At 54.7% G+C, this 23,501-nt stretch carries 29 protein-coding genes and 1 pseudogene; 17 read left to right on the top strand and 13 right to left on the bottom strand.

Translation table 11 applies throughout. From position 1 onward, the window contains the following. Window positions 1-23 precede the first annotated feature (23 nt). From ASR47_RS02845 to pilL2, 10 genes are all read right to left on the bottom strand, one after another. Window positions 24-425: a TIGR03745 family integrating conjugative element membrane protein gene (locus ASR47_RS02845; protein WP_065306254.1), complete on the bottom strand. Its 402-nt coding sequence runs from the start codon at window positions 423-425 to the stop codon at window positions 24-26. A gap of 162 nt (window positions 426-587) precedes the next feature. Next, on the bottom strand, window positions 588-818 hold the full coding sequence (locus ASR47_RS02840) for a hypothetical protein (RefSeq protein ID WP_065306253.1): 231 nt from the start codon (window positions 816-818) through the stop codon (window positions 588-590). 24 nt (window positions 819-842) lie between these two features. Then, the gene (locus ASR47_RS02835) at window positions 843-1,169 is read right to left on the bottom strand and encodes an integrative conjugative element protein, RAQPRD family (RefSeq protein WP_245714243.1); all 327 of its coding nucleotides are present in this window, start codon (window positions 1,167-1,169) and stop codon (window positions 843-845) included. Window positions 1,170-1,181: 12 nt separating this feature from the next. Further along, window positions 1,182-1,934 (bottom strand): TIGR03747 family integrating conjugative element membrane protein, encoded by a 753-nt coding sequence (locus ASR47_RS02830; RefSeq protein WP_065306252.1) that lies wholly within the window; start codon window positions 1,932-1,934, stop codon window positions 1,182-1,184. Beyond that, the gene (traD, locus tag ASR47_RS02825; protein ID WP_065306251.1) at window positions 1,931-4,255 is read right to left on the bottom strand and encodes a type IV conjugative transfer system coupling protein TraD; all 2,325 of its coding nucleotides are present in this window, start codon (window positions 4,253-4,255) and stop codon (window positions 1,931-1,933) included. The genes ASR47_RS02830 and traD overlap by 4 nt, the downstream gene beginning before the upstream one ends. Next, on the bottom strand, window positions 4,252-4,686 hold the full coding sequence (locus ASR47_RS02820) for a PFL_4695 family integrating conjugative element protein (protein WP_171898877.1): 435 nt from the start codon (window positions 4,684-4,686) through the stop codon (window positions 4,252-4,254). The genes traD and ASR47_RS02820 overlap by 4 nt, the downstream gene beginning before the upstream one ends. 112 nt (window positions 4,687-4,798) lie before the next feature. Further along, complete coding sequence (locus ASR47_RS02815; RefSeq protein ID WP_082988693.1) at window positions 4,799-5,374, bottom strand: transglycosylase SLT domain-containing protein; 576 nt, start codon at window positions 5,372-5,374, stop codon at window positions 4,799-4,801. Further along, complete coding sequence (locus ASR47_RS02810) at window positions 5,371-5,892, bottom strand: hypothetical protein (RefSeq protein ID WP_065306248.1); 522 nt, start codon at window positions 5,890-5,892, stop codon at window positions 5,371-5,373. The genes ASR47_RS02815 and ASR47_RS02810 overlap by 4 nt, the downstream gene beginning before the upstream one ends. A 17-nt stretch (window positions 5,893-5,909) precedes the next feature. Next, window positions 5,910-6,695: a hypothetical protein gene (locus tag ASR47_RS26865; RefSeq protein WP_150127661.1), complete on the bottom strand. Its 786-nt coding sequence runs from the start codon at window positions 6,693-6,695 to the stop codon at window positions 5,910-5,912. Between the two features lie 34 nt (window positions 6,696-6,729). Then, entirely contained in the window at window positions 6,730-7,305 is a 576-nt protein-coding gene (pilL2, locus tag ASR47_RS02805; protein ID WP_065306247.1) for a PFGI-1 class ICE element type IV pilus protein PilL2, read from the bottom strand. 683 nt (window positions 7,306-7,988) lie between these two features. Between pilL2 and ASR47_RS26860 the strand changes: the two genes are divergently transcribed. The 5 genes from ASR47_RS26860 to ASR47_RS02790 all read left to right on the top strand — a co-directional run bounded on the left by ASR47_RS26860 (window position 7,989) and on the right by ASR47_RS02790 (window position 12,972). Continuing rightward, complete coding sequence (locus ASR47_RS26860; RefSeq protein ID WP_150127660.1) at window positions 7,989-8,501, top strand: hypothetical protein; 513 nt, start codon at window positions 7,989-7,991, stop codon at window positions 8,499-8,501. Next, window positions 8,498-10,795 (top strand): MobH family relaxase, encoded by a 2,298-nt coding sequence (gene mobH, locus ASR47_RS02800; protein ID WP_150127659.1) that lies wholly within the window; start codon window positions 8,498-8,500, stop codon window positions 10,793-10,795. The genes ASR47_RS26860 and mobH overlap by 4 nt, the downstream gene beginning before the upstream one ends. 87 nt (window positions 10,796-10,882) lie before the next feature. Beyond that, a complete protein-coding gene (locus tag ASR47_RS26855; protein WP_150127658.1) occupies window positions 10,883-11,089 on the top strand; it encodes a hypothetical protein in 207 nt (68 codons plus the stop codon). A gap of 259 nt (window positions 11,090-11,348) precedes the next feature. Next, window positions 11,349-12,200, top strand: coding sequence for a DUF5677 domain-containing protein (locus ASR47_RS02795; protein ID WP_217270524.1), 852 nt, complete (start codon window positions 11,349-11,351; stop codon window positions 12,198-12,200). Window positions 12,201-12,402: 202 nt separating this feature from the next. Then, a complete protein-coding gene (locus ASR47_RS02790; protein ID WP_065306244.1) occupies window positions 12,403-12,972 on the top strand; it encodes a hypothetical protein in 570 nt (189 codons plus the stop codon). A gap of 208 nt (window positions 12,973-13,180) precedes the next feature. On the opposite strand, the pseudogene ASR47_RS26850 reads toward ASR47_RS02790, so the two are convergent. Together ASR47_RS26850 and ASR47_RS02785 are read right to left on the bottom strand one after the other, a co-directional pair. After that, a pseudogene (locus tag ASR47_RS26850) lies at window positions 13,181-13,321 on the bottom strand (IS30 family transposase); the annotation flags it as partial. A 143-nt stretch (window positions 13,322-13,464) separates the two neighbouring features. Continuing rightward, on the bottom strand, window positions 13,465-13,782 hold the full coding sequence (locus ASR47_RS02785) for a hypothetical protein (RefSeq protein WP_065306243.1): 318 nt from the start codon (window positions 13,780-13,782) through the stop codon (window positions 13,465-13,467). Between the two features lie 245 nt (window positions 13,783-14,027). Here ASR47_RS02785 and ASR47_RS26360 point away from each other — a divergent pair, with 245 nt between their 5' ends. Then, window positions 14,028-14,339 (top strand): H-NS histone family protein, encoded by a 312-nt coding sequence (locus ASR47_RS26360; protein WP_082988692.1) that lies wholly within the window; start codon window positions 14,028-14,030, stop codon window positions 14,337-14,339. 107 nt (window positions 14,340-14,446) lie between these two features. Here ASR47_RS26360 and ASR47_RS02775 read toward each other — a convergent pair whose 3' ends face one another. Beyond that, entirely contained in the window at window positions 14,447-14,887 is a 441-nt protein-coding gene (locus ASR47_RS02775; RefSeq protein ID WP_171898876.1) for an antirestriction protein, read from the bottom strand. Between the two features lie 1,047 nt (window positions 14,888-15,934). Between ASR47_RS02775 and ASR47_RS26845 the strand changes: the two genes are divergently transcribed. From ASR47_RS26845 to tnpC, 11 genes are all read left to right on the top strand, one after another. Then, on the top strand, window positions 15,935-16,213 hold the full coding sequence (locus ASR47_RS26845) for a hypothetical protein (RefSeq protein WP_150127657.1): 279 nt from the start codon (window positions 15,935-15,937) through the stop codon (window positions 16,211-16,213). Then, window positions 16,210-16,884, top strand: a complete 675-nt coding sequence (locus ASR47_RS26355) for an STY4526/YPO1902 family pathogenicity island replication protein (protein WP_082988690.1) — start codon at window positions 16,210-16,212, stop codon at window positions 16,882-16,884. Before ASR47_RS26845 ends, ASR47_RS26355 begins: the two co-directional genes overlap by 4 nt. A gap of 27 nt (window positions 16,885-16,911) precedes the next feature. Continuing rightward, window positions 16,912-18,060 (top strand): PFL_4669 family integrating conjugative element protein, encoded by a 1,149-nt coding sequence (locus ASR47_RS26350; protein ID WP_082988689.1) that lies wholly within the window; start codon window positions 16,912-16,914, stop codon window positions 18,058-18,060. 39 nt (window positions 18,061-18,099) lie between these two features. Continuing rightward, on the top strand, window positions 18,100-18,666 hold the full coding sequence (locus tag ASR47_RS26840) for a hypothetical protein (protein ID WP_150127656.1): 567 nt from the start codon (window positions 18,100-18,102) through the stop codon (window positions 18,664-18,666). Between the two features lie 105 nt (window positions 18,667-18,771). Beyond that, the gene (locus ASR47_RS26345; protein ID WP_082988702.1) at window positions 18,772-19,209 is read left to right on the top strand and encodes a single-stranded DNA-binding protein; all 438 of its coding nucleotides are present in this window, start codon (window positions 18,772-18,774) and stop codon (window positions 19,207-19,209) included. 58 nt (window positions 19,210-19,267) lie between these two features. After that, entirely contained in the window at window positions 19,268-19,825 is a 558-nt protein-coding gene (locus ASR47_RS26835; protein WP_150127654.1) for a hypothetical protein, read from the top strand. Between the two features lie 37 nt (window positions 19,826-19,862). Then, window positions 19,863-20,297: a hypothetical protein gene (locus tag ASR47_RS02770; RefSeq protein ID WP_065306241.1), complete on the top strand. Its 435-nt coding sequence runs from the start codon at window positions 19,863-19,865 to the stop codon at window positions 20,295-20,297. Between the two features lie 156 nt (window positions 20,298-20,453). Beyond that, window positions 20,454-20,786 carry a GNAT family N-acetyltransferase gene (locus ASR47_RS02765; RefSeq protein ID WP_150127653.1) on the top strand — a complete coding sequence of 111 codons (333 nt, stop codon included), beginning with the start codon at window positions 20,454-20,456 and terminating at the stop codon, window positions 20,784-20,786. Window positions 20,787-20,840: 54 nt separating this feature from the next. Beyond that, complete coding sequence (gene tnpA / locus ASR47_RS02760; RefSeq protein ID WP_235194276.1) at window positions 20,841-21,266, top strand: IS66-like element accessory protein TnpA; 426 nt, start codon at window positions 20,841-20,843, stop codon at window positions 21,264-21,266. After that, a complete protein-coding gene (gene tnpB / locus ASR47_RS02755) occupies window positions 21,263-21,610 on the top strand; it encodes an IS66 family insertion sequence element accessory protein TnpB (RefSeq protein ID WP_034754629.1) in 348 nt (115 codons plus the stop codon). Before tnpA ends, tnpB begins: the two co-directional genes overlap by 4 nt. A 29-nt stretch (window positions 21,611-21,639) precedes the next feature. Further along, window positions 21,640-23,181: an IS66 family transposase gene (gene tnpC / locus ASR47_RS02750; RefSeq protein WP_034754631.1), complete on the top strand. Its 1,542-nt coding sequence runs from the start codon at window positions 21,640-21,642 to the stop codon at window positions 23,179-23,181. The last annotated feature ends 320 nt before the right edge of the window (window positions 23,182-23,501 follow it).

The raw sequence follows: 23,501 nt of genomic DNA, 5'->3' as shown, positions 1-23,501 counted from the left end.
CAGGGTCGCGTCGATTAACGAAGTCAGAGGATGCCGTTAGCAGTCGTCAGCAGGTAAATCACCGCGACCAACATCAGTACACCGATGAAGAAGAACCATTTCAGCTCGCTCAACTCGACCTTACCTCTTCGCCACTCGCCAAATTTGGCGACGGCCCCCCCGCCGACTTCGATAAACGCCCAGGAGCCCACCATCAGCACAAAGACGGCAATGCCCTGCTTCCAGTATTGCCGCAACAGCTGCATGTAGTCCCCGGCCGCAGCACCGCCTGTGGGCTGTACGGCCGCAGGGAGATCTGCCATTGCCGGCGCTGCCACGAACGCCGCAGCAAGCAATAACAACATTGCTGCGATGTCACGGCGATTCACACTGATGACCGGGCGGACATCGGTTGATACCGCCCCCTTTTTTTTCAAGTACGACATATAACCCCCCTGTTAAGGACCAACTAAGCGCCAGGCGTCGAACCGTCTGTTGCTTCTGGCCCGTATCTACATCAAAGATTTCGCGGTCATCAAAAACATCGGCGCCACCGCGTTTAGCACCAATCGGATACTCGTGGCTGAGCTCCTATTGGCTCAGCACGTTCACTTCAAAAGATAGAAAAACACCGTCAATATGGTTACGACTCGCATCACCAGCCAGCCATTGCGGACAAATAACTTGGGGCTATGCATGACTTCGATGAGCAGCATACGAACGGCGTTCGCTCCCCAAACAACGAGAAAAGCGGCCAATGCGAGGCCAATGACCAAGGCCACGCCTGCTGCGGTACCACCTGATGCAGCGTCAAAGGCAATGCGCATAGTCGCGGTCATGGTGAAGCCCTCTCAATCTACGTTCTAGTTTCTGTAATCGCCCGCTAGCGGCTGCACACGTTGCGGCTGGCGCGGCCGTTGTAAATGGTCATCCACACCTGCGCGAACCAGCCGCAAATCACGCGCGAGCAAGTCATACCGGAAGCGCGCTCCGCCACCGGACTCCGCCTCTTTAGCAGCATCGTTGATCATTCTTTGCAGCTGGCTCAGTTCATAGCTGATTCTCGTCAGATTCTCCCGCTCTGCGTCTTCATCTGCATGCGAGACAGGGGCGGCGGTCATTGCAATCGATATGACCAGCAATGCGGCCGATCGGAACCTCTTTATCAGCACAATGGATGGAAATTTCATCACGCCTCCCCCTCACAAGTATTTTTTGAAAGTGCTGACATACATGGACAGCGAAGCTGCTACCAGCACAGTAAAGACCAGCACCATGTACGCCGGGTTGAACCCGCCAAAAGGCCACGCCAGGTATATCCCGAAGCCACCCGATATCGACCAGGCCGTTGCCTTTTTTGCCCGGTGATAGACAAAGCTCGACTCGCGGCCACCACCCCAACGGCGTAGATCACGGCGCACCAGGCCATCGACGATCCCCAGCAAGCAGGCAAGCAGGAATGAAGGCAGCGCGAACAGGACGACGAACAATCGCATCGCTGTATCCATGGCGATGTACATCGCCACCATGAAGACCTTGGCAAGTTCCCGTTTGAGCAACGCCAGGGTTTTGCCGAGACTGTCGGCTGAGTCTGGTATCGGCTTTAAACTGGCTTCGTAATATTTCAACGCTCCCATCGCGATGAATGGGCGGGACACAGCCTTGATGACTTTATGTTCGAATGCCAAGGTATCTTGGATCAAGACCGACCGTGGATACTCGGCGATAAAACGAAGATTCTCCTCGACAAGTCCACGGGCGTGATCGATCCCCTTGTCGGCCCATAGCCACGAGGTCTGCATGCCCCCGTAGGCAATCATGACCCCTATCCCCCAAGCAAAAATCGTCGCCAGCGCGCCGCCAAAGGCGATCTCGATGACAATGCCTATTGGCCCTCTGCTGACCGGTCCCACCGTGGCGGCAGTGGTCCTGGCGCTCGCTGCGTGGGCTGTCATGTCTGATCTCCATCAGCACCATCCAGCGCTTCACCAGACGCAGTCGTGCCAGCGGCCCCGGTGGTACCGACATCGCGCAGCGATGCCAGCACAGGCATATCCACTTCAGGTTCAACAGTCTCCTGCCCCTGCGCCATCTGGGCATCTAACTCAGTCGGCACGAAAATAGGTGTTGCAATCGGAAGCGTGACATCCACATCGGCGAACCAGTCGTTTTCTTTCCACCATTGTTCTGAGGTGCGATAGCGGCTACGCATATCTTCACAGACTGCTTTCAACGAGGCAGGTATATGCATGTCGTCGGCCGGATCGGCCAACGGGATTCGCAACTTGTAGAGGCGGTTGCCCTCAAGAAGCGCAAACGCCTGCCCGGTAGGCAACTGCATGATGTCGGCGGCGTCGATCAGCGGGACTTCCTTGGTCGCCACGCGGTCTTGGTTGTTGGAGATGAAGTCGATGCCGTCCCCTTCTGCAGCCTTGTCGGTAACTCCTGACACCAGCGTGAGGGTGGCGACTTCTACCTTCGGTACCTGGTCGGCGATGAACTTGGCACTGTCGAGGTCTTTGGAGCGCAAAGTGATAACGTGATTGAAGTTTCCCAGCAGCTGTTTGGCCTTCGCAGAGTCTTTCAACTTCGCTTGCAGATCCGAGACGGTCTGAGTGTAGGCGGTCACGCGCATTCCAGCACCGCCCATCCGGTTCACCATGGGGATGAACTCGTCTCCAAGTATTGATTCGACCTCATCGAAATGGCCGCAAATTTGCGGAAGTAGTATCCTGCCGTCGGTTCTGTCCGGATCAATGCCATGTTTGTAGATTTTGCCGCCAATCGAGACGAGATCTGCGAGCATTGAATTGCCTACGGCGCCCGCAATGACAGGATCGGATAGCGCATCGAGGCCAGCATAGACAATACCTCCCTGGCGGATCACCTGCATCCAGTCGAAGATCGGTCGAGGATCCTCCATATTGAAATAGTCTGGACTGATCAACTTGCCAATGGCGCCCGTCGTGAGCTTCTCCAGGAACGGCCCTAAAGAGGCAATGATCTTTTCGAAGAACGATTTCTCGTAGCTGACCGCAGTCGACAGACCATCAAGAATTGGGTCCTCGATTTGTTGTTGGAACCTTCGGGCAACGATAATTGTTGCCGCCAGGATCGGCTGGCGGTCTTGGAGCGAACGTGGTACAGGAATTTTTCTTTTCGATATCTCGGTCGCGCAGTTGTCGACTACATTTTCCCAGCCATGGATCCGCCCGTCTTTTTCCGCGCGATCCAGCGACAGTTTGGCATATGCTATGAAGAGCGGTTCGATGTCAGTGATATTGCGCAGTATGCCGTTGTAGGTGGGAACCTGGCCCAGCGCAACTTGGGCTTGCGCTACCAGATTGGTGAACCGCCAGGAGAATTCCTTGAACGCGGCCGAATTTCCACTGGAAGGCAACCCGTTTGTCGTTCGGGTGGCGATTTCGGTGATCCTGGCGAAGTTGCCGATTCCATTGTAGCGTGCCGAAAAGTCCGGATAACCGAGATGGAACAGGTATAAGTGATCGAGCCGCCGGGCCCTTGATGCTTCGGCGTACACACGCATCATCAGCTCGGCGTCACCTTTGGGATCGATGATAATGACGACATAGCAGTCATGGATGTCCTGAGTGGCCAGCAATTCGAGCAGCCGCGTCTTCCCGACCCTAGTCGTCCCTTTGACCAGGACGTGGCCCGTTCGCGCCCCCTGCCGCAGTAGCACTGGCTTTTCGTTCGGTTCGACACCGTGTAACACGCGAGAACCACCGAGATCGATCAGTGGCCGTACTGGATTCCACGGCACATCGCTCTTGGTGAGCGTCGCAACCTTCTGGAACATTGATGGCGAGCTTCGACCGCCGCCGGTCGAGAGCACCCAGCGCTCGTACCGTCGCATGGCTTGATCCAGCAGTAGGCGTTTGCGCGACAGATTGACGAATGGATCAGCTTCCGGGCGATTCGCGTCGAGTTTGCGCTGGGTGTGCTTCTGGGTCCACAGAAACCCTTCACCCAGGTACAGCATGTCTTTGCTGCGCGCAATGCGGTGCAACTTCGTGTAAGTAATCTTGTAGTGTTTCAAGCCATATTGGTACTTCCCGATATTTCGCGCCTGTTGGAATCTCACCGCAGCAAAGCCGAGCGCGATGGTGCCGGCAGCGTAGCCCAGCCGTGGCGGCAACATCAATGCCCAAGGGGCGCACAATGCCAAGATGCCACACGCTGCCGCCACAGCGGCGCTTTGGTACTCGACCTTGGGACGGAGCAAAGGCTCCAACACGTACGATGGGTTGGTCATCGTCCACTCCCAACGTACTGGCCAGCTGGAACCTGGCCACGCAAGTCCTGCAGGACGTCTCCGTGCTCGAGGAGTAGCAACGGATAGCGGTGAATACCATTGGCCTGCAATAGCCGCATCAGGTGCGGTGCTGGATGCGGCACCATCGGCAGCGAATTGGTGCGACGCATTGCTTTGAACGTTGAAACATCTTCCACGGAGACCACAATGCCGGCAGCACCATAGCGCACCAGTGCAGCATGGTTTTCGGTGAGCCATTGTGAAGAGAGCGGATCGCTCCCTACGATAAAGATAGGCCGCGTGAGCCATTCGGGCATGTCGACGACGTGTTTGATGTCTTCAATACTGCCCGGTGACATTCCTTCGGCGCGCACTGGAAAAGAGACGAGAGGTGTTTCAATGTCGCTTTCTGAACTGTCCAGCGCGTGCACCAGGTACTGGACGGAGCTTACTGTACGCCCCGTATCAAACAGTACCTGTGGGCCAGCAATCGTGGTTCCGAAACAGGTGAAGAATGAGATGAATAGTACGCCGCAAGAAATCCTAGCCATCATAGCCCCCCGCAATCGACGGGATCTGACCAAGATGCCGGAATACCGAAGTGGCATAAGGAACTCCGATGGCTGGTTCGGCGTTATGATAATTGGCTACCGCACGGAACCAGCTTCCGGACTTCTTGAAATGATCATGCAGCAACTCTGCGGCTACTTCCATATTGAGATATGGGTTCAGCGCCCGGGCCGGACTGCGCAGCTTCGAGCGGTGATATAACCAGCATATTTGGAGCAGGCCGATATCGACGAGCAAGGTCCCCACCCGCAAACAGTCGACCAGCGCAGCGAGAGCCGCGCGATAGCTGTCGAACCGCTTCGGCATGCCTTGAATGTTGAGTGTCCACGGGTAAGGCAGAACGTTATTTCCGAATCGCATTTGCGACTCTTGCAACGCAACGGCATACAGTACTGGTGCAGGAACACGCTTCATCCTGGCCACATGCAGATATCCAGGTGGTATCGGAGCGGGACGGAGAGATTTGCTCTTCGCGACTACGTCGTTGGCCCATACGCTGCCCAAGACAGGGGCGACGCCCAACGCCAGGAAGTTGCGCCTGGTAATCATGGCCTCCCCCCACCTGTAGGTCGGGTCGGTCGCGTGGTTTGACGTGGTAGGTTGGCAGCATCAGCTTTACCGTTGGACACGTCGCCGGCTTGCAGGCCCGAGAAGTCGATGACCTTCTCATTTGGATACAGGCGTTGAATCGCAACTTGGTAAGCCGCTGCCCAGGCCAGTACACGTTCGGTGTCCTCATGCATCGCTTTGGCAAACATTTCCGCATACTTTCGCCGTTCGGCGTCGCTACGGGCGTGAATCCCCAGCGCTTCGACCGGCGAGAGATTCGGTACGGAGAAACTCGCACGCGGGCCTTTAAGCAGTATTTTTGCGCGCTCAAGCTCATCAGCAGTGAGTCCCCAAACTTGCCGCGCGATCTGGTCCGAAGCCTGTATTGAGGTCGCTTGTGCTTCCATCTGAGCCACCGCTGTCGGCTGCTGCGAGCGCGTAGCGATAGTCGTATTCGACGATGGTTGGGCGCCCACATTTGCAACGATCAACAGCAACGGGAAAATTGCAGTTTTCATAGCCAACTCGCCGGAGGTTATTCTTCTCTGCTCAACACGACATCGCCACGGTCGGTCGCCAAGATTGCGCGTTGACTGTCTACATCGGCGCGCTTGACAGTTACCCGCCCTTGCTTTTCGCCTTCGTTCAAAAATGTCACCTCCGCGCCGTCGCCACGTTTGCGGCCCACCACCACGGAAGGTTTTCCGCCCCACAGATCGATGGATAGTAATTGGGCCGAGTCAGGATCCGCGCGTAAAGGCGCAGGCACTGTGCGCGTTGGCGCAGCAGTCAAAATAGCCTTGGCCGGCCGCTTAGGTACATGAGTCAGTTTTGCTATCTGTTCCTTCAGCTCGACGACTCCTTGCTCGAGGTTGGCAAGCGTGTCGGCATTGCGTTGCAAGGCGTCCAGAATCTCCTTCGAGCCGTCATGATCAACCGGATTACCCTGTTGGTATCGCGCACCATCGTTTTCGGCAACTGGGGGTGACACAACGGTATCCACAGAGGCGGAATTTTCTACGGCTGACGCAGCTGGCATCACATTTGTTCCACTTGGGGTAGCCGCGTTTGCACGATTAACCTCAGCCTTTCTGGGTACCGGCACCACTTGGGAACTGGCGACCGGATCGGGAAGCTTTGCAGGCACTTGCGGCGCGCGCCCATTCATCGCTAGTTGCACAGCCACTAAGCCACAGCATGCCGTGGCGGCCCACAGCAGTGGCTTTTTCCAACGCCCTGTGACAGGTGCTTCTGGAGCGACAGAACTGCCCACAGGAGCCGCTGGTCCTGCAGTGTTGGCTGTAGTGTTCGGTTGGGTCATGGCATATCCTCTTCCATAGTTGCCTGCATGGGAATCACTCCGCAGCTTTAACGGATGTGACTGACGCATCCGGCTTGCTTCGCTCCCCGACAGTTCCTAGTGCCGTGACTGCGGCCTCGGTTGGGACCGCAGGATGAAAGGAAATGCGCCTGCTGGCGTGATCGGTGCTCAATGTAAAAGCGGGACCTATCAAGATTCTTAGCATTGTGTCCACGTGGTAAGGTCCCAGCGTTCGTTGTGAGTCCGGCAACCGCTTGGCGAACAATGCAACCACCTGTGGATCCAGCAGCCTTTCCTCGACCAAGTCATATCCAGTACGAATGAGGAGATAGCGGATTGCCTCGCCAACTGTCTTGGTATTCATCCTGGGAAAATTCACTTGAGCGACGATACGCATGGGATCAATGTCGGCGGCACTAGGCTGCATCGATATCGCTGTATATCGATTCACCAACGTTTCGTCGTCACTGGAGCGCACGGCCATCCTGCCTGGCAGCGAGATTTCTGCATTTGCAACCGCCGATACCATCGGCGTATCAGACAGCGCGTTCCCGGCCGTCAGTAACAGTGCGATGAGAACGGGACTGAGCAAGCCCGGACGCTGATGCATATACGTCTCCCGAAAGTAACTGCAGTGTGTTCATGCGCATCAAACTTCGAGCGCTGCCCATACTCCAAACGCTGAGTCCTACAAAGTTCCCCGCCGCCGAGCGGGTATCTGATCGTCGCAGCATAGGAAATATCGCCAGTACCGTCCCCGGCAAATCGGTTCCACGTTGTGCCATTAAATAGTTGGCATGGTGGGCTGAATGTGATACGCGCTTCCGCTGGCAATGCCTTTCGTTGGAAAGCGCCAGGATTGAACCTCCAGACGAGGCAAATCCGAATATCTGGTGCTGTTGTGACAGCCACGGGATGCCATACCTCTATTTATTAGTTGTCAAGGTGGTGCTATCCTGTAATGGCAAAGCGGGGGGGAAGGTGTCAAATGGAACATCGTACGGATTACGGGAAAGGGCGTGACTGGTTAAGGGCCTGATCTAAAAGGGTGCCGCACGCTGCTTTAACCCCGCAGCGTGCGGCAAAGGGATTTACCGGTACCCGACATACGGGTACGCTTTGCTCCCGTGGGCGGGAGCAAAGCAAGGCGCAGAAGGAAAAATCGAAGGCGCTCCCCGGCCATGCACGCGTTACCATGCTTTGGTTTGCGTCACAACTAAAAAGGGAACCTTTCGAAGTCTCCTTTCACGATGAAGTCAACGCTGTGTCCCTATATCGTCATACTGGTGAAACATGCAATTCGAGCCATCTACCCCTCGATTACCCATCGCACAAGGATCGCGCAGTACCGCTCCAGTCGTCTCGGACAGTCGAACAATTCAAATTTTTGAGATCGCTGAATTATTGGGGGAGACTGGCCTTGCCACGTGGATGCACCCACTGCTGATCTTGCTTGATTCCTATGCAGAAATCGAAGTGTTCGCTCCGAATGATGATCCACTACCAGCAGTCCGGTCTTTGTTGCAACGATATAGCCTGAACGGCAGCCCCCCCCGGGGAGGGAAATTCGCAGATGATTTGTGCAGCCTCCAAATCTTGCTTTATGGCGCAGCCTGGTTTACACCTGACTCAACAATTCCTGTACTAACCTGGAACCCGCTCCAGATGACGTTCAGGCGATTTAAGGCGCTGCAGGGGCCTCATGGCAATTGGAAAGCCTGGAAAGACTCAGTGGTCAATCCTAGCCTGGACGAGGTGAGAAGGCATCTTTTAGCAAATTATGTCAAGGTAAATAGCTTCGTGTGACGGTATCCCAACTCGGGGGTGTTGTGTCAGGATGGATAATTTCCTTTGCGATCGCCACGGTAATCTGTGCTGCAGCAGCGCTCGGAGTCATCGAGATTCGCTGGGCCAGCAAACAGACTTTACTGCGAAGATTAGCGCAAATGCTCCGGGACATTTCCCAATACATGGACGGCGGAGCGCCAGTGCATCACAGAGACGATGCCAGTGACAAGCGTCCCCTGGACAACATCCCAATTCCCGGTACTATTCATCACAGCGCCCCGCCTTTGAACCACGTGCGCATAGCCTATCGCGGATCCGAAGCTGGATGGTACAACGTGCTTCCCGCGAACGCTCTCATCTCCTGCATCGAAGGCGATGAGGTTATAAAGAAAATCATCCGCGCCTCCCGCGTTGCACCAGACATCTTTGCGCACGATCTTCATCCGGCTTTATTGCACTTTGCGGAGTTCGTCCAATTGCTGCCGGCATCCGAGTCCCACCATCACGCCAATCCAGGCGGCCTACTGGCTCACACGCTTGAAACTGTTTTGCACGCGCTGACTATCCGCACCGGCTACTTGCTACCGCTTGGCGCCAGCGCCGAAGTTATTGCCGCTCAAAGGGATTTCTGGACCTATGCCGTGTTTCTCGCGGCCCTGTTGCACGACGTCGGTAAGCCAATGACGGATCTCAAAATTCAATGGAAGCGTGGAAAAACCAGCGAACCTGTGCTCTGGTCAGCAGCCGCCGGCTCGTTGAACGACTGTGCAGCCACCGAATATTTCGTTGGTTTCAAAAAGAAGAGTGAGCGCAACTACGACTCCCATGCAAAACTTGGCGCCATGCTGCTCCAGCGGTTAGTTCCTGGCCCCACGCTCGCATCGATGGCGCACGTGCCAGCAGGGCTTCAAGAGTTGAACCAATACCTGGGCGGCGAACGCAGGGGCGCACTGCATGAGATTGTTCAAAAAGCCGACCAGGAATCAACACGCCGCAACCTGGCCACCGGCTCGCGCGCAAGGTTCAGCTCTGCCAAGGCTGTGCCCCTGATCGAACGACTCATGGGGGCCATGACCTCGATGTTCATGGAAGGCAGCCATCTGCCGCTCAATCGTGACGGGGCGGCGGGCTGGGTGTACGACGACTGCGTGTGGTTGGTGGCGAAGCGGTTGGCCGACAGCGTGCGTGAATTTGTCTTGCGCCAAGAAGAGAATGAGGAAGCCGGTTTTCCGGGCGACGCAAAAAATGATCGACTTTTCGATGCATGGCAAGAATATGGCTACCTCCGTATCAATCCAGCGACTGGTCAAGCGATATGGCGTGTAGTCGTGACTGGGACAAACCAGGCCGGCGAGATCGCCTATAGTCATGAACTCAGTGTTTTGTGCTTTCCCGTCGCAAAAGTATGGATTGATCTTTCCCAAATTCCAGAAGCGATGTCGGGCACGATCGAGGTGTTGCCCGCCGCATCGCAAGGAAAAATCAGTCGAGATCATCAATCCCAGCGCCCGTTGGAAGATTGTGATGCAGTACCCATGCCGGGTGATTCCCCGGAACCTGTTGACTCGAAGAAGGTGCCAGCGCCTAAGTTTGTCACCAGGGATAACAGGACCAGCAAAAAAAAGACTACAGCAGACACCGACGATCTTTTGGACGAACGGGACACGGCCGAAGCGGAGGCACGGAATGCACGCCGCGACAAAGACCGACGACAGCAGGAAGCCGGAAGTGAGACTGAAACAGGTCCTGCCCATCAGAATGATGCGGAGGATACCAACCCGGGGCAGGCCCCGAGACAAGAGGACATGGTTGACGCAACGCCTGCTCGTCCTTTTCCGGTTCCGCTGCCTATCGAAAAGCTACCTGCTTTGAAACAAAAAGGAACCAAGGAGCCATCGGCGCTCGCGGTCGACTTCATGAAGTGGGTGCAGCAAAATCTGGCGGACGGTTCGATGAAGCACAACGAAGCTGGCGCGCCGGTTCATTTCATCGAATATGGTATGGCACTGGTGTCTCCGCTAATTTTCCGACTGTATGCGGCAGCAAACGGCGGCCAAAAAGCAAGTACTGCATCCGAAGATGACGGCGATTTCGCGATGCGTGTTCAGCGGGAGCTCCTGCGGGCGCAGTGGCATGCCACCGCGCCTGGAGGGAAAAATGTCTGGACTCTCTACGTTTCGAAAAAAGGGGGACAGGCGGCAAACAAGTTGGCGGCAGTCGTGCTGAAAGATCCGCGGCTCTGGGTAATGCCAGTGCCCCCTCCGAACCCATTTATCAGCGCAAAAAACGATTCTTCGGGACCGCTGCCGTGATCGTGAGTTCCAGCTCCAATTCCGAACGTTATATTGGCACCGCTTCTGCCGTCAGGTACTGACAAGCAGGGTGTCCGGGAGATTATCATGGCAACGATTGTATTCGGCAAAGGCATTGAACCTAGTGGCATGGAGCTGGAGGATAGGCATTTCGAAGATATTTGTCCGGTTTGTGCCTATGAGCATGCACGGTACCGCATATGGGAAAGTGCAGAATCTGGGGCCATCAATCAACATAACGGTATTTTCTGCCCGGCATGTGGCTACAAATTGCCTGACTATGAAGACCAATAATCGGTTTAGGCACCTCCACATCGCCGCATTATTCGGTGTCAGCAAATATTGGGATCTGTACCAATTGGCTACCGGCTGTCGACGGGCAATAAAGTAAGACACAAACTAATTAATAAAGTTTGACACAACGTGTCCTTGCGGCGATGCTTCCAGGAACGTCCGTTATCGACCAGGAGCCGACGTTGGGCGTTTGACTCGAAGCTCACCGATAAGTAATCGCACCGCCCTTGCAAAGCTGCGCAAACTAGGACAAAAACAAGTGACCGAAGAACAAAATCGCTTGGCATCGCTACGAGAAATTGTAGACCAACAACTTGAACTCGTTACGATGAGCCTGTATGTCGCCACACAAGGGCCAACATCTTTCCGGGGTGAGTCATTGGAGTGCCACCTTGGTGAACTGAAGCTCAAGACTTCTCAGCACATTGCCATGTGTGCTGGGCAATCCGTGACGACAATCCTGCGGTGCGCTGACTGGAGAGGGATTCCGGTGCGAGACCTCTACCCAATCGCGCGGAGCGCGATTGAATCGTTCATTAACGCGGCATACATACTGGTGGAATCGGATGCAGTCGCGGAACGCGCAGCGAAGTACGTGGCCTTTGCATCATGGAAGCAGACGAACCGGCAGGTAGGAAGCGGCGATTTCTCCATGAAGCTTTCAACGTCACCTTTGGTGCAAGATGCCACAAGTCCCGAGTTCCCTGAGTTTGCGGGAAGTGGAAACGGCGTTTGGACAAAGCTCGATGTGCCAAGCCGTTTCAGGAAAGTAGGAGAACTGGCTGGACGAAAGGCAGGTAGTCGATTCCTCGCCGCTTACGCTCTGGTTTATTCTCTCTCGTCAGAAATCATCCATGGCTCCCCGTATGGGGTGAACTACTTCTATCAAGCGCATTTACCTCCCAACCCGACAGTGGCGGACTTCAAGGACGCCACTGAAAAACAGCTTGAAGACCTCCTTCTTGCGGTCAGTCACGCGGTGGCCGGGTATGCGTCTACGTTCTTCCGTAGGCAAGGCATGCTGGCACCATACCTTGCCGAACAAGAACTATTCAATAAACTCTTAGCGCTTGAAGGAGTAGAGCCTGTGCCGCTGGAATCGTTCGATTAGTCGCTAACCATCAAATCCAGCGGACGCCTTTCGGCGCGGGGCGGCAGCGACCGAACTGGCCGGACGCCAGTTCGCTGTCGCGTAAAATCGGCAGGATTCGGCCAGGAGCGGCCATTCCCCGTGCCGTCAACTCGACTACTTAGACGCTGCGCGTTTCGGCGATAGTACTCTTAACATTTGGACCACTTAGGAGATTTTACTGATGTTCAACTTTTTCAAGAAGCCGCTACCGCCATCGCCGTTAGAATCCCAGCCGACACCCCGCGCGGTGCTTCCGACCTATGTGACCGACAAGGTTGTCGTGCTGAGCAAGGCCGGTCCGAGCATCCGCAATACATATGAAATCCGGCTCGCGTTATTTATGGCCAAGTCTCGAAATCTCCGCTTCATTCTCGCGGTGCGACCTTGCACCTTGATTGAGACATCCGTTCGGGATCTACTGGCTGAACATGATGGGCTGATTGAGGAGACACAAATGGGTGATTTTTGTGTGTCCGTTGGGTGGGGCTACGAAGATGGGGAAAATGAGGGGTGGGTACTTGGAGACGCTGCGGCGCTTGCTGCCTTAGTGGGAGAGGTCCGATCCGGTCGCCTGCGGGAATTTCTTATTCCGGGGGGGCGCGTAGCGGGAGCAGATCTCACCGAAATGGCAGCGGAGCTGCGGCAAGAGAGCTTGTCTGCTACGAACATCGACAAGGAGCCAGTGCAAGAAGCCCTTCTAAGCCTGATTGCAAACGCAAGCAGGAATGGCGGCACCCTGTTCATTCAATAGTCGGGCTGCGGCGCGGCTAATGCGGTAGTTGTATAACTCTAGAAAAAAATGCCCCTTTGGGCCCAACTCGGCACTTGAACGGTACGCCGACCCGGCTGCAGCGTTAGCTAGCACCATGTGGAAAGATACGCATGAAATTGCTTGCGAGGTTTGAGCAAGGCAAGCTGCCCACCACTTCGTGTGCGAATGGCTGCTTTGGGGTGCGGATTCAATCGGTCAACGCAACACACTGTTCAAATCGTTGAGCCGGTGTGTGGTAGTGTAGCGTCTTCCTGGGGCGCTCGTTGAGTCGTCTGGCTACCGCGTCGAGTTGCTCTTGCGAATACGTGGAAATATCCAGCCCCATGGGCGGATCAATGTCAAACTTTATTGTTGGTCCACCTGCGGCGAGCGCCTACCGTGTATTTGTATATCCTCGTGGCGGCAGTTGCCGTGCTAGCCGGTGCCATGTCCAGAATGTCCTTCAGCCCATTGCCGTTTCGATAGAACCTGTCAGTTGGTGTTTTGCAGTTCATTGATCTCTACGCGCAACTTATTGATTAGATGACTTGGCGCGATAAGCGCGACCCTTTCCCACCCGGGCGGCACCAACTCACCGTCATTCATCACCCGCTGAGCCTCATGAAAGCGCGCCAGGCCGTCGCAAAAAATATTGACCAACGTGTTGACCGCTTGGCGTGAGCAGTTGAATCTGCTACCAACGACGGCCAGCGTCTCGCCATCGACCAATGCCGCCCGGGCGACCGCACAGCGCTTTTTGCTGATACCAGGCAGCAATACCTGGATCGCGTCAAACTCGATCGCACTCATTCTCCGTTTTGGTCGTGGCATTGATTACCTCTAGAGTGTAAGCCTGGCATAGCTGTACACCTGCAGCTGTGCAGACTTTAGTAATTATGCCTTGTTCAGCCCCTATTACTCATCCATGCTGGCGAGAAATCGTGCCTACCCGCGCTTGGAACGGTGCTATCCGAGCTCGTAGATCCAAAAATGAAGCATGGCTGCTTGGGACATGTGGTAACTTACTGGCTATATTAACGTCAGGAAAATGACATATGAATCTTGAAAATTTTTCTATTTCCGAACTTCGCGAACTGCAAGATCAGGTCAAGAAACAATTGAAGATAATGGAACAGAAAGACATCAGCGATGCTCGCGCGCAAATTCTGGAAATTGCACAGCGAGCAGGTGTATCGCTCAAAGACCTTGTCGGGAATGGTGCTCCTGCGAAGGTGAAGCAAACAGTTGCTGTCAAATACCGGCATCCAACTGATCCGAGGCTGCAGTGGAGCGGCCGTGGCCGCCAGCCAAAATGGGTAAAAGAATGGCTCGAATCCGGTAAAAAAATTGAAGAAGCTGGCATTTGATTCTTGAGAATCAAAGCCAGCTTCCTCGATTGCAATCAGGCTAGATCATGCGGCAGGTATGGGACTGGAGGCGACGATCGGGAACATATCCGTGGCCATGGCGTCAGTTAGTCCAAAGCCGCGAAAATTGTCGCTGCGTTCGGTTGCTGGGCCAGGTATTGCCACAGCAAAATATATGCCTCTCCGAAGCAATCGGCGTCCTCGGAAAAAGACAGATGGCTATAGGCCATGGCGCACGCAATAAGACCCGCCGTCTGGGCACTCACTTCCGCTTCGAACATGTTTTCGCAGCGCATCCGAAAGGTACCGTCGGTTTGCGGTGCCATGTAGAAACCGCCGTTCGACAACTTGTAGAAATCCCAGTATCCGCCCGCGTAGTCTTGGCTCATGCGACCGAGCATGCTGTAAACGGTGAATTCCAACAGCACGCACCGCATGCCCGCCACGTTGGGCAGACATTCCATTCGTTCGTCGACATCAGTCACCAGCACTGCTCCAATAGGACAAATGCTGTTGTCATACAGCTGGGTGTTTGCATTCATTTCCATGATGATCTCCGTTAAAAAAAGCGAAAGGAAGACCATCCGAGCCCCAGGGGATCGAGAAGAAGTCTTCCCGATCGGGGTGGTAGAAGCGCTACAGAGACTCTGACCCTGGCAAGGCTGGCCAGGACGTGTGGGTTGCAAGAGTTTGACCCACCGCGGTTGCTCAGGTGCGAGCAAATTTAATATCAACAATAGGACGACGCTGTCAACCGGATTGAAGGACGTATCGCGCCACCGGCACGGTGTGGTGCGCTACCGTCAACGCTGCAGCTGCTGCCGGCGGCGCCGGCGCCTTCCACCAGGTGCTGCTGCTGTCCGGCGTGGGCGGCCACGCCGCAAGTCCCTGCCCTGTTCCTGCCCGCCGGCCGCAGCGCCACACGGTGCCACCGGCACGGTGTGGCGCGCTACCGTCAACGCTGCAGCTGCTGCCGGCGGCGCCGGCGCCTTCCACCAGATGCTGCTGCTGTCCGGCGTGGGCGGCCACGCCGCAAGTCCCTGCCCTGTTCCTGCCCGCCGGCCGCAGCGCCACACGGTGCCACCGGCACGGTGTGGCGCGCTACCGTCAACGCTGCAGCTGCTGCCGGCGGCGCCGGCGCCTTCCACCAGATGCTGCTGCTGTCCGGCGTGGGCGGCCACGCCGCAAGTCCCTGCCCTGTTCCTGCCCGCCGGCCGCAGCGCCACACGGTGCCACCGGCACGGTGTGGCGCGCTACCGTCAACGCTGCAGCTGCTGCCGGCGGCGCCGGCGCCTTCCACCAGATGCTGCTGCTAAGTGTCATTTATCAGTTAGCAATATATTTTATGTTTAATAATTTTTCTAAATGAAATTTAATCAGCTTTTAATAACTTGCTTGAGTCAGCTCATAAGGTAAGCAGATAAAAAATATGTTGACATCTCGATTTTTGTGCTAAATTAACTTTGCGGGGTTGGTCGGTGGAAGGTTGAATACAAAATTGCGTTAATACAAAATGCGGACTCATCCATTTTGGGAATGAAAGTGTAGTTTCTACATGGCCAACTCCTCATGTTCGATGAACTTGAGGAGTTATCATGACAAACCAAAGCAAACACATCATTAATTTCGTACCATGGGTTTTAAAGCTGGGTTCGGTTAATACCGCCAGTTCACAAGATATTATTGCCTTTTGCTACCGCAACGGCCTCTGCTCTATGGGGCCTCCTCTTCGTTCTGCAGTTACTCCCTATTTCTCAACCGGCATTCTTTCGGGCAATAAAATTCCGCTCTTTAGCATTGAGTATCACTTAACCTGCGGCTCGCGTCGCTATGTCAATTTTCCCCTCGTCCCAACATCAAAGGGAAAAAAATGATCAAGCTCAATGTTAAAGATGCAGCAATCCGTGTACTAATTATCGAATCGCTGCTCGATCAAGCGGATAACGATACTGCATCCCTGTTAAGCCAAGGAATCGACTCCGAATGGGTTGAAAATTTGCGCAACTTGTCGTCACGGGATGCCTTACGTGCGTCACATTTCCAAAACGTAACTATGGAGGTAACCTTAAACGAGAAACAACTATCCCATGCTTTCGCGCAAGCAGCAGATGAACGAAGAGTTCGCCAATTGAAAGAATATTTTGTACGACATGGTGCTTCTGTTTCGATGATATGCAAAATGTTCAAGATGAGCAGTAAAGAAGCAAAGGCAGCAAAGCAACTCCTCCTTTCTGAACAACGCTTAGGCCGGCCTCCTATGCCAAGCCCTTATGAACGCGAAGATATACATGATAGCTGGGACAAAATTGTTAAAACGAATCAAAATTCTCCGATTCGAGAGAAAATTGTCCTACTTCATAAGATTTTTCCATCTCATACCCTGGCGACATTGTGGCTAGTTATTAATGAATTTGAGCCATTTGGTAATCAAGGAATGGCGACGAAAAATGATCAATCCTCTCAGCAAGGAACCAAATGGGACGGCGGCAGCTGCGTGCACAAATTAGTTAACCTTTCCAAGAGAACGACTTCGAATATTTCATAAAACTTATTCTACCCACAGGGGACTAACATGGCAGCTAATATTCAGGACCACTCCACCGTAGAGGGCCATGACGCTTCAAAAAAGCTCGTCTCAATAGCAGATATCTATTCTTCTATTCCTTCACCGTTTGCGACTACAACCGAAGTGGTATTTGAAACTGAAAATAGTTCACCATTTCCTGATGGCTATTCCATACTTAAAGAGCGCGAGGCATTGCGCGACCTTTTGGAATCAGATACACCGAACGAAAATGATCCTCGATTCAAACGACTAATGCTGTATGAAGAACGACTTCTGGAATTCAACGCCATGCAGGAAGAGTACGAAAACAGGGCTGGTGCAGAAAAAATTGTCTCGACACAAGAAGCTGCACATCTTCAAAGTCTTGGATCTCTGATCAATGAAGACCAAGACACGATGCAACTACACACCAAGGAGGCGTTTCGCCTATTTATGGGTCGGGCCAAAGATCCAAATGGGCAATTCGCACAAATTGTAGGCGGGAAGCGGGTCGCGGCCGCCCTCAAATGTTTATGGCTCCTATCTGGTGCTGATAATCCGTATGCTGATTGGGCACTATTACGGCACGAAGAACTCATGCAAGACATTACCCGTCGATTGGAGCGCGAAGTAAATCGACTGCAGCAAAAACTGGAAGCGCAGCGAAGCCGAGGCCTGCAATACTCCATTTTGCGTTCAGCTGAACCAAAGGTGCTTCTGCTTGGATTTAAAAGCCCATATGGCTACGCAATCAGCGATCTCGTCGTACATTTCGACTACTACATTCGAACTGTAAAAACACTGGTACGGAAAGATCAGCTCACCGATGATCAAGGTCGGCAAAGCATCCGCGAACTAACACGTGCAATACGGGCGGCGTTCATTGAGACGGCCCGCTTTGAGCGATTTTTGATGCGTCCAGAACTTCGCGATTTATGCCGAGCCGATTTTGTTCCAAATGCATCCGGTGATGCGGCAAAACGCCAGACGGACGTGATTCAATTATTGGGCCAAATTCCCCCTGATGTATACAGCGGAAAAATTCAACCACGCCACAGTCGTAGACGACTGAATTTGGCGCCAAATGAAAAAGCCATACTGGCGCATGTCAGCTCAGAGATGGCGAAACAGGCTGGGAACGACATTGACGCTACGGCAATCGACAAATTGCTTTAAGCAGCCGCAATAAGACTGGTGATATTTTCAGGAGGCATTATGAACTGCGACAATCTTCCTTCCCAATTGGAACAATCGGCTCGGGAATCCATGGATGCGCCAGGTGCCGATGTCGCCTTCCGTCCGGTACGGCTACCGTCGTTGACAGCGATGCCGCTTAGCGACATGGATTGGGTTGCCCCCAACCCATCGTCAACATCAGGCAAAATTGCTTCTGATCTTGCCGGTCAACATGATGTAGACCGAAAAGCCTTTAAGGGTAGGGGTGACCGCCGCCGCCTGAACAAAGCACAAGCTGCTGTTGACCAGGTCCACCAAGACATGCGGCGGCTCGCTGTAGCTACCAAATCAATTAAGGCAAAACGTTTCTATTTGGCCATCCACACCCGAGGATCCACTGGTCAGTTATCGCTTCGGTGGAGACGCGCCGGAACCAGCGATACCAGCCACATCGCATGGGATGAACTTGAGCATTTTTTGTCACCGCTTCCATCCGATCTTGTTCAATGGTACCAGACTGTCAATAAGCTGGTCACCTTTCTAAATGCTCAGGAAAAACACAATCGGTCGATTTTACGGTATTTCAAGGAACTAATTCACCGGTAAAGCATAAGCCTTGCCTGATGTACTTCTTCCATTCAAACCCACTATAGGCAGATGCGCCGAGCCTCTTGTGGAAACATGTGGCGCTTAATGAGCTTGGAGGTTGGAATGCCAAACATATTTCAAGGAGTCGGTAATTTAGCAGACGCACCTTCCCTTAAAAACATCACCGCAAAAAAAGGAAAAACGATGAAGGCGGCAGAAATGCGGGTGTTTTTTGATGAATACGAGAAGACCGGTGACGGATCTTATACGCAAAGCGGTGGAATATGGCTCCCGGTGACCACTTATGACCACACCGCCGAAAATTGCGCGCGGTTGCTTTGCAAAGGAGCACGCGTCAAGGTGGAAGGACGACTCACACAGTTTGAAGCGCATGATGCTGCGGGCAATGCCATCACCGCGTTCTCAGTCGTAGCGAGTGCGGTATTTTTGTCGCCTACACGGATCGATTCAGTCCAATTTGCCGAATCTCGCAATAGAAGCCTCGCAAATACCCTGGATGAACCAGGGCCGTTCGATGGTAACGAGTCAAATCACTATTGAGCACAGGCCCGTACCTGATAAACGAAGGCTGACATCCCGGCCCTTTTAAGGAGTCATCATGAAAATCACCCGTATGCTGTTCATTGGGTTACTCACGATAAATAACTCAGGCTGCGCAAATTTTGACCCGACGCTTAATGGCCTAATAAATATCGGTTCCGATTCAGCGCCGACGCCAGGATCAATTAATCGTGCTATTGCGCCAATCTATACATCGACCACCACCCCTTCAAAAGAAGATGGCTGCACGGTATTGCCCAACAGAAAAAGCAAGGTCGACGTTGATACGCTCTATGGGCGAGCGATGACCCGCTTCGGATTTAAGTCGCCAGAGCAAATTGCGATTTATCGCAAAACAATCGACAGGACTTATTTGGTTGATCAGGGGTACAAACACGAAAAGCAAGGTGGCGCTTTCTACCACTTGGCCCAAACTGTCCCATATGGCGTACCAGGTGTGCCGCGAGCGATGTGGCTCGAATTCAAATTTTCAAAAAATGGTAGCGGCAGCGACGTTACCGCCGAGTTTTGTGTCGATCCTGCAGATCCAATCGCGTCCAGCAGCAATAACCGCCACAAGATCACCTCCCGAATCCAAGAAATTTTCGGTGGTTAACACTGTTCCAACGCCTCAATGAATGAAAGGAATACCAATGGATATCCCCAGCCTGATCCTACTTTTGGTGATTTGTGCCATAGGTGCCCATTTTGTCTTGAAATGGTGGTGGCCCATCATTAAAGAGCGAAAAAATCTAACGCCGGAACAAATGATTGAGCGCGTCCTCCAAGCGCCGGCCAAGGGCATACAGCGAGAAGCGTCTAAGTTCGGCTCTCCGATCAAAACATTAGTGATCATAATTGTTAATGCCAATCTTTTGTACGGGTGGTTGTGGATCGGCCACCGGTCGTCTTTTGCACTGTGGATCGGGTTGGGCTACCTCGCTGCAGGATTCTTGGTACAGCACTTGGTCAAAGTTCCGACAGCCCCCGAAATGGCCGGTTTGAACATTTGGGATCGCTTCTGGCTCAAAATTTTCTATGCCTGGTTTTGGCCGGTCTACGCTCCGTATATTTCTCGCCGGAGTTAGCCGGTTCGATATCGGTTGTCGAAATCGCCAGTATGACGACCAGCCGACGAAGCAAATCGCAATAAATTTGTGACATATTTTTGAAACGTCCTCGGAAATCATCCGCGCAGAGCGCTGTACAATTCGTTTCTACCAATAAAAAGAGGGTACTGAGCAATGATTCGCTACGCAACCGTACACGACTATGACTTTATTTTTTCGCTCATCATGAAGGAAGCAGCAAATGGGCATTTCTCACGAAAACTATTGAATCCTGCCGCGCCCCTTGGAATGGAAATAGAGCTTATGTCAGTGTTGTTGCACCATCGACGTATTAACGGGTGTTATTCATACGCGTTGATCTGGGAGCGGAAGGGGTACCCGGTTGGTTTCATCGTTATGTCCGCGCTCGAGGGTGACCAAGGTAACGAACTATGGCTGGCTGCTGTTTCTTCATCCCACAGAGGTTTGGGAGAAGGTAAAAAAATGATCGGGGCAATCTTGCCGTAAGCGTCTTCCCAGCGCCGTCTGGACTCCCTGACCACCGTCATTCATGATCGAATTTTGGCACAGCATTTGTGCCCACAAATTCTGATTATGGACACAAATTTTCAACCAATCACTTCGACGAATGCGCGCGGCCATTATCGGCAGCATTCTTTAGAGTTCAAGCGCGCATTGGTGGCGTTGTCGCTGGAACCGGGCGTCTCGGTGGCTCGCATTGCACGCGAACACGGCGTCAACGCCAACCAGGTGTTTAGCTGGCGCCGCCTCTATCAACAAGGACGCCTCGGCGTGCCTGCGTTGATTCGCGACGATGGCCTATTGCCAGTGGTGCTGGCGCCAACGGCGCCTGCTCCGGGCAACTCCACCGCCGACGCCGACGCCGACGGCACGATCATGCTGGAGCTGGGCGAAGTGCGCGTGCGAATCGAAGGCCAGCCCAACGCGGCCGCGCTGGCGCAGGTGCTCGATCGGGTTCTACGATGATCGGCCTGCCCGCCGGCACCAAGGTATGGCTTGCCGCCGGCACCACCGACATGCGCTCCGGCTTCAACGGCCTGGCTGCCAAAGTGCAGACGGCGCTGGAGGAAGATCCGTTCAGCGGCCACGTATTCGTGTTCCGGGGCCGGCGCGGCGACCTCATCAAACTCCTGTGGTGGAGCGGCGATGGCCTGTGCCTGCTGGCCAAGCGGCTTGAGCGTGGTCGCTTCATCTGGCCGCAGGCTACCAACGGTTCGGTGGCGTTGACGCAGGCGCAACTGTCGATGCTGCTTGAAGGCATCGACTGGCGGCGGCCGGAACGGACCTGGAGACCAACGTCGGCCTTGTAAACGACACAAGGCTCGCGTAAACTTGGCACATGCTCAGCCCAGCCGACCTGCCCAACGACATCGCCGCCTTGAAGGTGCTGCTGCTCGCTCAAAACGAGGTGGTTGAAGGGCTGCGCGAACAGCTGAACACGCGCGCCGTCGAGATCGAGCACCTCAAGCTGCAGATCGCCAAATTGCGGCGCATGCAATTCGGCCGCAAATCGGAAAAGCTGGATCATCAAATCGAGCAGCTGGAGCTGCAACTGGAAGACCTGCAAGTCGACGAGGCCGAGGCGGCGCGCGAGATGCCGGCGGCCGACCAGGCGCCGCGAAAGAAGTCTGTGCGCCGGCCGTTGCCCGATCATTTGCCGCGAGACGAAAAGGTGTATGCGCCGCCGGCCGATGCTTGCCCGGCTTGTGGCGGCGGCCTGCGGCCGCTGGGCGAGGACGTGGCCGAGCAACTGGAGTTCGTGCCGGCCAGCTTCCGCGTGATCCGCCATGTTCGTCCGAAACTGGCGTGCTCCTGCTGCGACGCCATCGTCCAGGCGCCGGCGCCAAGCCGGCCGATTGAGCGCGGCATCGCCGGCCCCGGCCTGCTGGCGCATGTGCTGGTTGCGAAGTTCGCCGATCATCTGCCGCTGTACCGCCAGGCCGTCATTTACGCCCGCGAAGGCGTCGACCTCGATCGTGCGCTGCTGGCGGACTGGGTCGGCGCCGCTAGCGCATTGCTGCGTCCGTTGGTCGATGCCATTCGCCGCCACGTGCTGACGGCGTCGAAGCTGCATGCCGACGACACGCCGATCCCGGTGCTGGCGCCCGGCAATGGCAAAACCAAGACGGCCCGTCTGTGGACTTACGTGCGCGATGACCGGCCCGCCGGCGACACCACGCCAGCGGCGGTTTGGTTTGGCTACACGCCCGACCGCAAGGGCATCCATCCGCAAACCCACTTGGCCAAGTTCGAGGGCGTGCTGCAAGCCGATGCCTACGCTGGCTTCAACGCTTTGTTCGAAGACGGCACGATCCAGGAAGCGGCTTGCTGGGCGCACGCGCGGCGCAAATTCCACGACCTGCACGCGGCGCGCGCGACGCCGCTGACCACCGAGGCGCTGCGCCGGATCGCCGAGCTCTATGTGATCGAGGCCGAGATCCGGGGCAAGCCGCCCGACGAACGACGACAAGTTCGGCAAGCCCGCTCGCGCCCGCTGCTCGAGGACTTGGAGCACTGGCTGCGCTCCACGCTCGATACGCTGTCGCGCAAGTCCGACACGGCGGCGGCGATCCTGTACGCGCTCAAGCTCTGGCCGGCGCTGCTGCGCTACTGCGACGACGGCGCCATCGAGATTGACAACTCGGCGGCCGAACGCGCCTTGCGTGGTGTCGCCATTGGTCGGCGCAACTATCTGTTCGCCGGCGCCGACAGCGGCGGCGAACGGGCCGCCGCGATCTACTCGTTGATCGGCACGGCCAAGCTGAACGGTGTCGCACCCGAAGCCTGGTTGCGTCACGTGCTGACGCATATCACCGATCATCCCGTCAACCGGGTTGATGACTTCTTGCCTTGGAACTGCAAGCTGCCAGCAGCCCTTTGAGATCACGCCGCTTCCCAGCGGTGTTGTGACTTTCTGAAATAAACGCGACGAAAGGTATTGCGGCACAGGGCTAGGCCAACTTGATTTTGCTAAAAGCTGCGACGATTTTTCGCTGAATAGCTGCGACTAATCCAAAGGGATAACGAAATGGCTGCGAACGACGTCGTCCCTGAACTGACAACTTCCGTAACGCCACCAGCAGAGGCAGGGAGCGGCTGGTTCCGCCCCAGGCTGGGTGAAAACTTCAAATCTCAAAATATTTGTGGGTAGGGTTACCATTCCCGCCACCGAGAAAACGGGGTAGCGCGCGTTTTGAGAGG

It is taken from the genome of Janthinobacterium psychrotolerans, from assembly GCF_001677885.1.
GTDB classification, from domain to species: Bacteria; Pseudomonadota; Gammaproteobacteria; order Burkholderiales; family Burkholderiaceae_D; genus Janthinobacterium; species Janthinobacterium psychrotolerans.
The sequence above is the reverse complement of the archived record's forward strand: the minus strand, read 5'-3'. Positions and strand labels throughout refer to the sequence as shown.